At 42.2% G+C, this 12,044-nt stretch carries 13 protein-coding genes; 7 read left to right on the forward strand and 6 right to left on the reverse strand.

Translation table 11 applies throughout. The annotated features are described in order from the left end of the window. Window positions 1–13: 13 nt before the first annotated feature. Both PQ511_RS17460 and PQ511_RS17465 read right to left on the reverse strand, forming a co-directional pair. The gene (locus PQ511_RS17460) at window positions 14–568 is read right to left on the reverse strand and encodes a DUF3231 family protein (protein WP_273853206.1); all 555 of its coding nucleotides are present in this window, start codon (window positions 566–568) and stop codon (window positions 14–16) included. Window positions 569–661: 93 nt separating this feature from the next. Then, window positions 662–1,378, reverse strand: coding sequence for a thermonuclease family protein (locus PQ511_RS17465; protein WP_273853209.1), 717 nt, complete (start codon window positions 1,376–1,378; stop codon window positions 662–664). Between the two features lie 73 nt (window positions 1,379–1,451). Here PQ511_RS17465 and PQ511_RS17470 point away from each other — a divergent pair, with 73 nt between their 5' ends. Continuing rightward, window positions 1,452–1,613 carry a hypothetical protein gene (locus tag PQ511_RS17470; protein WP_273853210.1) on the forward strand — a complete coding sequence of 54 codons (162 nt, stop codon included), beginning with the start codon at window positions 1,452–1,454 and terminating at the stop codon, window positions 1,611–1,613. A gap of 205 nt (window positions 1,614–1,818) precedes the next feature. On the opposite strand, the gene PQ511_RS17475 is transcribed toward PQ511_RS17470, so the two are convergent. The 3 genes from PQ511_RS17475 to PQ511_RS17485 all read right to left on the reverse strand — a co-directional run bounded on the left by PQ511_RS17475 (window position 1,819) and on the right by PQ511_RS17485 (window position 3,880). Continuing rightward, window positions 1,819–2,199: a hotdog fold thioesterase gene (locus tag PQ511_RS17475; RefSeq protein WP_273853212.1), complete on the reverse strand. Its 381-nt coding sequence runs from the start codon at window positions 2,197–2,199 to the stop codon at window positions 1,819–1,821. Window positions 2,200–2,441: 242 nt separating this feature from the next. After that, on the reverse strand, window positions 2,442–3,386 hold the full coding sequence (locus PQ511_RS17480; protein WP_420541729.1) for a 1,4-dihydroxy-2-naphthoate polyprenyltransferase: 945 nt from the start codon (window positions 3,384–3,386) through the stop codon (window positions 2,442–2,444). 215 nt (window positions 3,387–3,601) lie between these two features. Further along, a complete protein-coding gene (locus PQ511_RS17485; RefSeq protein ID WP_098444637.1) occupies window positions 3,602–3,880 on the reverse strand; it encodes a hypothetical protein in 279 nt (92 codons plus the stop codon). Between the two features lie 274 nt (window positions 3,881–4,154). On the opposite strand from PQ511_RS17485, the gene PQ511_RS17490 reads away from it, so the two are divergent. From PQ511_RS17490 to menC, 6 genes are all read left to right on the forward strand, one after another. After that, window positions 4,155–5,558, forward strand: coding sequence for an isochorismate synthase (locus tag PQ511_RS17490; protein ID WP_273853213.1), 1,404 nt, complete (start codon window positions 4,155–4,157; stop codon window positions 5,556–5,558). After that, a complete protein-coding gene (gene menD, locus PQ511_RS17495; RefSeq protein WP_273853215.1) occupies window positions 5,551–7,302 on the forward strand; it encodes a 2-succinyl-5-enolpyruvyl-6-hydroxy-3-cyclohexene-1-carboxylic-acid synthase in 1,752 nt (583 codons plus the stop codon). Before PQ511_RS17490 ends, menD begins: the two co-directional genes overlap by 8 nt. After that, complete coding sequence (gene menH, locus PQ511_RS17500; protein ID WP_273853216.1) at window positions 7,299–8,123, forward strand: 2-succinyl-6-hydroxy-2,4-cyclohexadiene-1-carboxylate synthase; 825 nt, start codon at window positions 7,299–7,301, stop codon at window positions 8,121–8,123. Before menD ends, menH begins: the two co-directional genes overlap by 4 nt. 31 nt (window positions 8,124–8,154) lie before the next feature. Beyond that, window positions 8,155–8,970 carry a 1,4-dihydroxy-2-naphthoyl-CoA synthase gene (gene menB / locus PQ511_RS17505; protein ID WP_159783948.1) on the forward strand — a complete coding sequence of 272 codons (816 nt, stop codon included), beginning with the start codon at window positions 8,155–8,157 and terminating at the stop codon, window positions 8,968–8,970. A gap of 75 nt (window positions 8,971–9,045) precedes the next feature. Next, window positions 9,046–10,506, forward strand: a complete 1,461-nt coding sequence (locus PQ511_RS17510; protein ID WP_273853218.1) for an o-succinylbenzoate--CoA ligase — start codon at window positions 9,046–9,048, stop codon at window positions 10,504–10,506. Window position 10,507: 1 nt separating this feature from the next. Then, on the forward strand, window positions 10,508–11,608 hold the full coding sequence (menC, locus tag PQ511_RS17515) for an o-succinylbenzoate synthase (RefSeq protein WP_273853220.1): 1,101 nt from the start codon (window positions 10,508–10,510) through the stop codon (window positions 11,606–11,608). Between the two features lie 45 nt (window positions 11,609–11,653). Here menC and PQ511_RS17520 read toward each other — a convergent pair whose 3' ends face one another. Next, window positions 11,654–11,950 (reverse strand): DUF3817 domain-containing protein, encoded by a 297-nt coding sequence (locus tag PQ511_RS17520; protein WP_273853221.1) that lies wholly within the window; start codon window positions 11,948–11,950, stop codon window positions 11,654–11,656. Between the last annotated feature and the right edge of the window lie 94 nt (window positions 11,951–12,044).

Consider the following 12,044-nt stretch of genomic DNA (forward strand, 5'->3'; position numbering starts at 1 on the left):
GTAGCCTTAATAGCTACGGCTTTTGTGTTGGTGCACCTGGTGGAAGGTATGGGGGAGGTGATTTTAGCCACCCTCTCTTTTCCATTAACGTTTTAAAATCCGCAGCAAAAAGGAGAATGTGAGTTTGGAACTCAAGAAACATTAACCCCACGTCGGTTCGAATAGACTGAGAAACGGTCGTTGCACAGAGGACATTTACAGAGGCGAGCTTCAGAGAGATTCCGTTGGCAATTTCATCATCTGTTAGCTTCACACCCATTGGAATCTTATCTGAAGAAGAATCAGGTTTTGCTTCAGAAGTAGGGGGGAGAGGCACCCCTTCTTTTATTAGAAAATGTTTTAGTTTATTCTGGTCCCTAACAGAAGCATTAAAAATCTCCTGTGTCTTTTTCTTTAATTGCTCGTCATCAGTTGTATTCAAGGCCATGCGATAAAAAACTTGCGCTTCTTTAAAAATTGCAAAAGTTGTCCAGCAGTTCATGACTTCCCCAACATGTAATGGTGGTTTTGGCTCATTGTCAGTATGAGATTGTAGTATCCCAAGCATTGATTTTAAAATAGATTTCATCGTCAGCTACCTCCTCTATCCTATAATGGTTCAGGAGGTTATAAATTATGTGCGCTTGCCTAAAGTGAGAGGGTAAATAAACGTTAGTTCTATTTATCTAGAAGATGGACGAAAACCAGCTGCTTCTGCTTCCGTTGTACTACAAAACATTTCTTCTGCTTTCGTTATTTTGTAATAAGAACCTTCAGGAACATGATAGATCTTTTCACCTTTTGAGTTAATGTTTCCTTTGATTTGGCATTTTTCGTTAGAATCTTTCTTTGAAATAGAAGAATTAGGCGTTTCGGCTTCTTCGTTAAACCCTTCTTCCTGAACATAGTCTTCCATGCTCCAAATACCTTTTCCTTCTTCTTGAGATTTGCGCTGTATTTTTTGAAATTGATCGACATATTTTACGTTTGGTTGATAAATGTACGCAACCCTCGCCAGTCCTTCTTCAAGAAGCATTTCGTTGAACATCTGATCCCCGATCCATACGTATGCGAGCAGTCTACCATACTTATCACGTTCTGAGACATCTATCTCGATGCCCACTTCCTGGCCTTCTAACTGCTCTTTTGCAAATTGAGAGGCTTCTGGTCCAAATGGCTGAACAGGCTTACTTGGATGTTTTGTCTCGGGTGTATCAACTAGAAGAAGTCTAATCGTTTCTTCTCGATCTTTCATTGTGACCTTTAATGTGTCGCCATCAACGATTCGATCAACCGTGGCTGGAATCGTGTTTTCTGGAAGATCGTTATGAGAGGAACTAACAGAACAGGCAGCTAGCAATAGTAACATGAATAAATAGGGTAATAGGTTAAGTTTCATGTTGCGTTCTCCTTTCCTTGCTTTTAGGTCTTAGACATCCTGATTTGTCATACTCTAAAAGGGGGTGATCCAATTGAATCACGGATGTATTTACTGTGAGAAAGAATTGCTCTTCCCGTGGGAAAGAAGAAGGATGGTGTGCGATGCTTGTCATTATGCGATATCAGACACGTATCATGAAAATTATCGAGAAATTGGTGAACGAAAAATAGAACAGAAATCCCGTCAATCGTGACGGGATTCTTTTTAGGCTCTATCGTTTAAATGAGTGTAGTAATGTTGAACTGCATGTGGTCAGACCCTCGGTCGCTTCCGCTTTTCATGTCTAGCTGCAGTGGGCAGGGTCTCGATCGCTTCACCCCATAAAATGAACACAAAGACCGTGTTCTTTTTATGGCGCTCCAGCGCTTGTCGACTCTAAACGCCCACTTCCGCTTTTCTTAATACCTTTTAACGGCTAGGGTGCAGCGGGATATGCAGATTAGTTCTTCTTTTTCGTCGACAATGTTGATTTCCCAGACCATGGTTCTTCTACCGATATGAATAGGTTCAGCGATGGCTCGGACGACGCCGTCTTTCTTGCTGCGTAGGTGGTTTGCATTGATTTCCATTCCGAACGTTGCTTCGTTTTCTGCGTTTAGATTGAGCGTGCCTCCAATGCTAGCTGCTGATTCTGCAAGCGCAACAGATGCGCCACCGTGAAGAAAGCCAAGTGGTTGATGAGTACTTGGACCGACTGGCATTTCAAGAATTACTTTCTCAGGAGTTAATGTAATGGCTGTAATTCCTAGTGCCTCGAGCATTGTGTTTTCAAATTCCATCAAATTCCTCCAATTCAGCTGTAGCGTCCAGCCCTTAACTTTAAACCGACGCCTACACCGTTTTCTATGTACATGTTTACAGTATACACGAGCCATCTATTAGAAAAAGTAAAAATTCAACAGAAATTCGTTCAATTCATCTATCTCAAATCTTCTCTATGTTTTAAATACGGGAACAAACGGGGCAATTCTAATGATATAAAAAAGCCAGAGACTGCGTTCGTCTCTGACTTGAATACCTATCAAATAAAGTAAGCGAGCAATAAACCAACCGCCATTAATAACCCAAACTGGGTGTGCATTTGAGCTGTAGCTTGCATAGCAGGCATCATTTGAGCTGCCTCTTTTTTTCCTTCAAACAAGCGAATGGCTTTGAATGCTTTAGGTATGCTTAGAATGATTAACAGCAACCACAGAGATGAATCAATGGTAATGATAAGTGCAACAACCCAAAGGTAAGAAACAATAAACATCCATTCTAAAAAGGTCACAGCTTTATCATGGCCAAGTAGAATCGCGAGTGTTTTACGTCCTTTTTCTTTGTCACCCTCTAGGTCACGGATATTGTTCGCCATAAGAATGCCGCCAACAAGTATGGAAATAGGAATCGAAACGAGAACACTTTCAAATGTAATGTGGCCTGTTTGAATAAAAAATGACAGTAAAACAAGGATAAGTCCCATAAAAACGCCGGCAGCAATTTCGCCAAAAGGCGTATAGGCAATTGGGTAAGGCCCACCAGTATAAAAATATCCTGCAGCCATACAGATGGAACCAATAACTGCAATCCACCATGTTGTTAAAATGCAGATGTATACACCTAAAAGAATGGCTACTCCAAAGAAAATAAGAGCAAGGTTCAAAACCGTTTTAGCACTAACTCCATCTCGTACGATGGCGCCTCCAATTCCTACGCTACCAGCGTGATCAAGGCCCCTTTTGAAATCATAGTATTCATTAAACATATTTGTTGCTGATTGAATAAGGATAGAAGCGATCATCATCGCCATAAACAATCCAAAATGTAATGTATGACTTTGAAGGGCAAGCATTGTGCCCAGAAAAACCGGGACGAAGGAAGCAGTTAATGTGTGAGGTCTCAATAGGCGCCACCACACCTGCCATGTTGGTTTTGAAGGCGTCACTTTGTTCAGCTTATCGTTGCTGTTGTTCATACGCTCTTCCATAGAATCATGTCTCTCCCTTAAAATAATAAACTTCTTAATAATTCCCCATGTAACCATTATAGTTTAAAAAAACGGATAAAGGGTGTCAATCCTTTTGTCAATATCAAGAAGTCTCTGTCAATAGAAAAAAAGCCCATCATCGGCTAACAATCGTTATTTAAAAGAGAATGGGCACAAACAAAAGCGATCACTAGTAAGTGATCGCTTTTGTGTCATTAGTAATAATAGGGATAGGGTCTAAAAAACGCGATGCTTCCCAAACCTACCCCTAATAATCCGCCAAGAAAGCCGCCTGCAAAAGCACCGAAGAAAAACATTCCGGGGCCCTCGGGATGTTGTGGTCCATCACAATTGCGATTTAAAGGGCGAATGTAGACGAATTCATCATCAACGTCTTCAATATGGCCTCTGTGCAATTGACCGTCATGGCATTTGATTTCAACACATTGTCCAATATGCTGACGACAAACTCCATGATAATAGTGTCTGGACATGTGAGACACTCCCTCATCATTTAGTGTATAGACGACAATTTTCCATCGTCTACTTTTATCAGTGTATGCGCATCAATTATTTTGCTAAGGGCACTTGCGGAGCATTAAAATGGTTTTTTTAACGCAGATGGGGAATCAATACATAAGAAGGTCGTAAAAACGGTCAAACAGCTTCGTTGACAGTCTTAGCTACGCAGGTGTATCCTTTAATTAACTGTGGCCGAGGCTAACTCGGTCTGCTTTTGCATGGACAGAAAGTTGGGGGGAGAAGTCGGTGTCTACATTACAACATCAAGAACTATTTAGCCTGCTTCATCAAGGTGTTAGTAAGGCAGAAAAGCGGGGAACGTCTGTACTTGTTAGTCAGGTGCTATCAGTAGCTGCTGTCGATCCCCTCTCCTTTTATGCAGCAGGTTCGTTTACTTATAAATATGATCGAACGTTTTGGTCTGATCCAGAGAATGATACGACCATTGTTGGGCTCGGACGAATGAAACAATTTCATGCGGACCGCGATCGCTTCCGTACAATAGAAGAAGAGTGGCAGCGGTTTCTTGAAAATGCTGTAATTGATGGTGCGCCATCTCGTCCAGGTGTTGGACCTGTACTGCTTGGTGGTTTTTCTTTCGATCCCCTTGCCCCTAAAAGCGGTGAGTGGAGAGGATTTCCTGAGGGCGGTATGGTTCTTCCGGAAATGATGCTAACTTCTGCACTTAACCAGGCTTGGCTTACAATAAACGCTGTGGTAAGTAAAGATGACGACCCAGAGAAACTCTCAGATAAGCTTCTCGAGCAACACGCTGACTTGCTAAACAAAATTACGACCGTAAACCCACAAAATGGAGGCTCATTTTCTATAGAAGAGATTCAACCTATTCAGTGGAAAGAAACGGTACGAAGTGCTGCTCGGAATATACGAGAAGGTCAGCTAGCTAAAGTAGTACTGGCTAGAGAAATTAAGTTGCAAGCCACCCAGTCATTTTCTTCTACACGAACGCTTTCGAATTTAAAAGATCAGCAAAATGATAGCTATGTGTTTGCATTTGAATACGGAGAAAAATGTTTTCTTGGTGCCTCACCTGAACGCTTAGTGAAACGAGAGGGGCATCAGGTCTATTCAACGTGTCTTGCTGGATCGATTCAACGAGGGAAATCAGAAGAACAAGATCAAGCGCTTGGACAAGAACTACTTCATGATCCAAAAAATCGCATCGAACATGATTTAGTTGTTCAAATGATTCGAACGGCGATGGAAAAGGAGTGTGAATTTGTTCAAGTTCCATCAACTCCTGAAATTTTAAAAACGCCTCATATTCAACACTTGTTTACACCTGTTGTCGCAAGGGCTGGCAAAAAAACAAGTCTTCTACGGATGGTTGAACGTTTGCATCCGACGCCAGCGCTTGGCGGATACCCTCAAGTAGAGGCGGTCAATGAGATTAAGCGAATCGAAAAACTCGACCGTGGCTGGTATGCTGGTCCGGTTGGGTGGGTCGATTATCAGGGGAATGGTGAATTTGCTGTTGCTATTCGATCAGGTTTATTAGATGACGATCAGGCTACGCTCTATGCAGGGTGTGGCATCGTTGGAGACTCAGACCCTGACAGTGAGTATGAAGAAACAAAAATGAAGTTTAAACCGATGCTAACCGCACTTGGAGGTAAGAGATATGACTGATCAAGAAATATTATCAAGCTACGTTGGTTCATTTGTTGATGAGCTTGTGCGGTCAGGCGTAAAACATGCTGTTGTTAGTCCAGGATCGCGCTCTACCCCTCTTGCCATGATGATGGCCGAGCATCCTTTATTAAAAGTATGGATGCACATTGATGAGCGATCTGCTGGTTTTTTTGCCCTTGGCATGGCTAAAGCGCATCAAGAACCGGTCGCCCTTCTTTGTTCTTCTGGTACAGCTGGAGCGAATTATTATCCAGCAGTTATTGAAGCTGCTCAATCGAATGTTCCGTTGATCGTGTTGACTGGTGATCGCCCACATGAGCTACGTGATAATGGCGCGCCACAGGCGATTGACCAAATCAAGCTATATGGCGACTATGTGAAGTGGTTTATGGAAATGGCGATGCCTTCCTCGTCTCCAGATTTAAATCGTTATGTCCGAACAGCGGCTTCTCGAGCGACAGCTGTTTCATCGAGTGTGCCAGCTGGTCCTGTGCATCTTAATTTTCCATTTAGAGATCCCTTAATACCAGATCTTGCTTATTCAGGTCTCTTTTCTGAGGGACGGGCCGATCATAGCCCTTGGGTAAAGGCTACGGATCATCTACGTATGCTAAGTGAAGAGGTCATAGCGGAGTATGCAAACAAACTGGTTGGTAAAAAAGGCATTATTGTAGTCGGCCCACAGGATAGTGAAGAATTAGCTGAACCCCTGTTTGCTTTGGCTGAGAAGTTGGGTTATCCCGTTTTAGCGGACCCTCTTTCCAAGTGTCGCCATTCAGACTCTCCTAACCTTATTGAAGGATATGACGCGTTTCTTAGAGGTGATGTTGATTCGCTTCTTTATCCTGAAGTGGTCATTCGGTTTGGAGCAATGCCGGTTTCAAAAGCTTTTATGCTCTTTATGAAGAAGGTAGCTAGCCCTGTTCAAATTGTTGTCGATGAGAGAGGCTGGAGAGACCCAACGCTAGCTAGTTCGGATATGCTAACCGTTTCCCCTGTCTCGTTCGTGAACAGTCTCCTTCCAACTGTAGGAAGGACGGGCTTTAATGAGACGGATTGGTTGGAAAAGTGGAATGCCGTGAACCAAACAACTCTTCCATTGCTTCACAAAGATTTGGATTCTGATGGACTATTCGAGGGTCATGTGTTTAGAGAATTAGGGAAATTGATGAGTGCGGGAGAGCTTCTTTTCGTAGGCAATAGTATGCCAATTCGGGATATGGAGAACTTTTTCTTGCCGGAAAATTCTCGTCCAACCGTAATGGGAAACCGAGGGGCGAATGGGATTGATGGCATTATCTCTACAGCTATTGGAGCAAGTACGGCCTATTCTTCTAGCGTTCTCGTTATTGGAGACCTTTCTTTTTACCATGATATGAATGGTCTTCTATTAGCCAAGCTATATGAAATCAATTTGACTGTCATTGTAGTGAACAACGATGGGGGAGGAATTTTCTCATTTCTACCTCAACGTGAGCAAAGCAATCATTTCGAGCAACTGTTCGGAACGCCACATGGCTTAAATTATGAGCATGCGGCGGCTTTATATGAGGCAAGCTTTGAACGTATTTCAAATTGGAACGAGTTTAGAGAGGCATATGTGAAAAGTCAGAACCACCATGGTCTAAGCATTATAGAAGTTCCTACCGATCGTGATGCAAATCTTTTACTTCATCGCGAAATGTTTGCAAAGGTTTCGAAGGAAACTGCCATCGTGTTACAGGAGTGTTCAAAATCATGATCTCTATGATTGAAGGACAGCCTTTTCATGTTGAAATAGAAGGTGAGGGGGAACCACTTCTTTTATTGCATGGCTTTACTGGCTCGAGCGTAAACTGGTCTTCGATGATGAAAGAGTTGGCACCGTACTATAAAGTGATCGCGCTAGATTTGATTGGGCATGGCGAGAGTGGAAAGCCAGATGATATAACGCATTATACTATGGAGGCAATGGGAAATTACCTAAAACAGCTTTTACAAGAGCTTCATATTGATCAGGCGCATGTACTTGGCTATTCTATGGGTGGGCGCTTTGCCCTCTCTTTCACTGTTCAACATCCTGATTGCGTTAAGTCTCTTATACTGGAGAGTAGCTCTCCCGGACTCGCTACTAAAGAAGAAAGGAAGGAACGAAGGCAAAAGGATGAACGACTGGCAAGTAGGATTATAAATGATGGCCTGTCTTCGTTTATTGACTTCTGGGAGAACGTTCCGTTATTTTCTTCACAAAAGAAACTGCCGATACACGCACAAGAGGAAATAAGAAAACAGCGTTTGAGCAATACTGAAAGAGGACTGGCAAACAGTCTGATTGGAATGGGAACGGGAGTTCAACCGTCATATTGGGAAGTGTTAGAAAATATCACGATACCCGTCCTTCTTTTAGTAGGAGAATACGATCAAAAGTTCATTTCAATTGCTGAAAGAATGGAAAAATTGTTTCCGCAAGCTGATTTTGTGCAAATAAATGACGCAGGGCATACAATTCATGTAGAACAACCTGAAATCTTTGTTAAAATGGTAGTAGCTTTTCTAAAAAAGCATGCAGATGTTAATCTGTAAATTTGAGTACATAGGAAAGGGGAATTTCTAAATGATTCAATGGAAGACTGAACGTGAATTTGAAGATATTCTTTACGAAACGTATGATGGGATTGCTAAGATCACAATTAACCGTCCAGAGGTGCGTAATGCATTTACACCAAGAACGGTTAATGAACTAATTACAGCTTTTTCATTTGCGAGAGACGATTCTAATATCGGGGTTATTGTTCTTGCAGGAGCTGGAGACAAAGCATTTTGTTCTGGCGGAGATCAAAGTGTGCGAGGTCATGGTGGGTACGTCGGCGATGATGAGATTCCTCGTCTAAACGTATTAGATCTTCAACGTCTTATTCGCGTCATTCCTAAACCGGTTATTGCAATGGTATCTGGTTATGCGATTGGCGGAGGACATGTTCTCCACGTTGTTTGTGACCTTACAATTGCAGCTGATAATGCCATCTTTGGTCAAACAGGCCCGAAAGTAGGTAGTTTTGATGCTGGATACGGCGCTGGATATCTTGCTCGTATCGTAGGACATAAGAAAGCTCGTGAGATCTGGTACTTATGTCGTCAGTATAATGCTCAAGAAGCACTTGATATGGGCCTTGTTAACACGGTTGTCCCTTTAGAACAGCTTGAAGCCGAAACCGTTCAGTGGGCTCAGGAAATGCTAGAAAAGTCACCGACAGCCCTTCGTTTCCTTAAAGCTTCTCTTAATGCTGATACAGATGGCCTTGCAGGTCTTCAACAAATGGGTGGAGACGCAACGCTTCTTTATTACACAACAGAAGAAGCGAAAGAAGGACGCGACTCATTTAAAGAAAAGCGTAAGCCGGACTTCAAACAGTTCCCACGTTTTCCTTAAATCGTTTGTATGTAAACAGCTTGATGGGTACCCATCAAGCTGTTTTTCAAATAGGGAAAAGAAAGGATGAGACAGATGGAGACGATGCCGAACTGGCTACATAAGCGTGCTTCTATTACGCCCGAGCGATTGGCACTGATCGATAACGATACACAGCTCACTTATAAGCAATTACAAGAAAAGGCCGTCAAAATGGCACATGCACTGAAAGCGGAAGGAATTACAAAAGGAAAACATGTAGGGTTCTTAATGGAGAATGGCATAGAGGCCGCCGTTTGTTTACATACTCTGATGTACATAGGGGCAGTTATTGTTCCGCTGAATCATCGATTAACAGGACCTGAGTTGGCGTTTCAAATGAATGATGCTGAGCTTTCTTATGTGATAACCGATCTCTCTCTTTCTGAAAAAGCTCGCGAAGCATTGAAACAAACGTCTGGGAGTATCCTTACTTGGCAAAAAATTCGTCCGCATACCTATCTGTTAGAGGGCTTGGAAACAACGATTCAGCTAAATCAACTCCATACGATCATGTACACTTCTGGTACAACAGGTAAACCTAAAGGGGTCATGTTAACATATGGAAACCATTGGTGGAGCGCGATTAGTTCGAGTCTTAACATGGGATTACATATGAATGATCGCTGGTTATGTGCTGTTCCGATGTTTCATATGAGTGGTCTGTCTATTCTATTAAGAAGCGTTATTTATGGCATAACGATGGTTGTACAAAAGCGTTTCGATCCGCATGTCGTTAATCAATCGATTCAACAAGACGGAATTACCATTGTATCGGTAGTAAGCGCTATGCTAAAGAAAATGCTAGATGGACTGGGGTCTGATCAGTATCCAGCTACGTTGCGCTGCTTATTGCTTGGTGGAGGTCCAGTTCCTTATCCGCTCTTATCCATTTGTGAAAAGAAGCAGATTCCTGTTTTTCAAACATTTGGAATGACGGAAACGGCGTCACAAATCGTGACACTTTCACCAGAGTATATGCTCGATAAGCAGGGATCTGCTGGGAAAGCTCTCTTTCCTTCAGAAGTAAAAATTAGCGATCATCATAAAGAACTTCCAGCATTCAAGCATGGGGAAATTCTTGTTAAAGGGCCAACGGTGACAAAGGGGTATTGGAAACGTGATGAAGCGACGAACGCTGCAGTTGAAGATGGATGGCTTCATACGGGAGATATTGGTTTCCTTGATGAAGAAGGCTTTCTTTTTGTATTAGATCGAAGAAAAGACTTGATTCTTTCTGGTGGTGAAAATGTGTATCCAGCAGAAATCGAAGCGGCGCTCCTCGAACATTCTGATATTGAAGATGCTGGCGTGACTGGCATTCAAGATGAGCGTTGGGGAGAAGTGCCGGCAGCCTTTGTTGTTAGTCGAAACTCGTTGTTAACGGATGAGCAGTTACTCGATTATCTCTCAGAGCGTCTCGCTCGGTATAAATTACCTAAATCGATCACTTTTGTTCACTCGCTTCCAAGAAATGGTGCAAATAAACTTCAGCGAAATTTATTAGGGGAGAAATAGCATGATTATTGACTCGGTGACGCTTAATCACATAAAAATGAAGCTTAAAAAACCTTTTCGTAATAGTTTAGAAACGGTGGTCGATCGAGAGTTAATTATTGTAGAAGTAAAGGATGCTGAGGGAGAAGTAGGTTTTGGAGAAGGGGTAGCATTTCAAACACCATGGTACACGGAAGAAACCCTTAACACATCCTGGCATATGTTAAGAGATGTTATGATCCCTCTTCTTAAATCACGTTTCATTTCTCACCCTTCTGAAGTAGATCGCTTGTTATCAGGAATCAGGAGAAATCCAATGGCAAAGTTTGCAATAGAAGGAGCAATATGGGACTTATACGCCAAAAAAGAAGGCATTAGTTTAGCAGAAGCATTAGGTGGCACTTCACAGAAAATTAAAGCGGGTGTTGCGGTCGGTGCTTCGGATCCTGATAGGATGCTTGAAGAAATAAGAGATCGAATCTCTGAAGGCTATGAGCGAATTAAAGTGAAAATAAAGCCTTCTCAAGATCTTTCCATTTTGAGTGCCATAAGAGAACGGTATCCAAATTTATCTTTGATGGCAGATGCTAACTCCGCTTATTCGCTTCAAGAAATGAATCGATTAAAAGCACTCGATGCCTTTAATCTTTTAATGATCGAACAACCTTTAGCTGCTGATGATATTGTGGATCATGCTTTACTCCAAAAAGAATTGAAGACTCCGATTTGTTTGGATGAAAGTATTGCTTCTTTTGATGATGCGCGTCGAGCACTTGATTTAAACAGCTGTCAGGTCATTAACATTAAACCAGGTCGTGTAGGGGGATTAACTGTGAGTAAAAAGATTCATGATTTATGTGATTCGAGAGGTGTCCCTGTCTGGTGCGGTGGCATGCTAGAATCTGGAATCGGACGTGCACACAATATAGCCCTTTCAAGCTTATCGAATTTCATTATCCCTGGAGACGTATCAGCTTCTGCTCGCTATTGGGAGAAGGATATTATTAATCCAGAAGTAATTGTAAACGATGGATTCATTGACGTTCCCCAAGGGATAGGTATTGGATTTGAAGTGAACCGGAGTGAACTGGAACGTGTAACAATAGCAAAAGAAGTTTATTGAGTTCATTAGAAAAGGCAGAACCTGGTTAAGGTCCTGCCTTTCTTTTTATACTTCGGAATTTTTCACAAGACGCGCATCAAATATAAACGGTCCAAATGGAATGACGGATGAGGCTACGGCAAGTGTTGCCTTAATGAAAGACCAGCGTTTTACAATAGTAACGTAAAGGATAACGGCGAGATAAAGAACAAACAGTCCGCCGTGTAAGGCTCCAACAATCGATACGGCCATTGGCATATCCATAAAGTATTTAAGAGGCATCGCGATACCTAATAGCAATAGAAACGAGATTCCTTCTGCATAGCCGACCCCTCTGAATAGTTTTAACGGTTGTTTCAACAAATGGAGTTCACTCCTTTTATAGTGAGCTATTGTGCTTCATAGAAACAGATTCACACAATTTACAACCAGTATATCAATCCTTATCCTGGATTAG

The organism is Guptibacillus spartinae (assembly GCF_028610625.1).
GTDB classification, from domain to species: Bacteria; Bacillota; Bacilli; order Bacillales; family Guptibacillaceae; genus Guptibacillus; species Guptibacillus spartinae.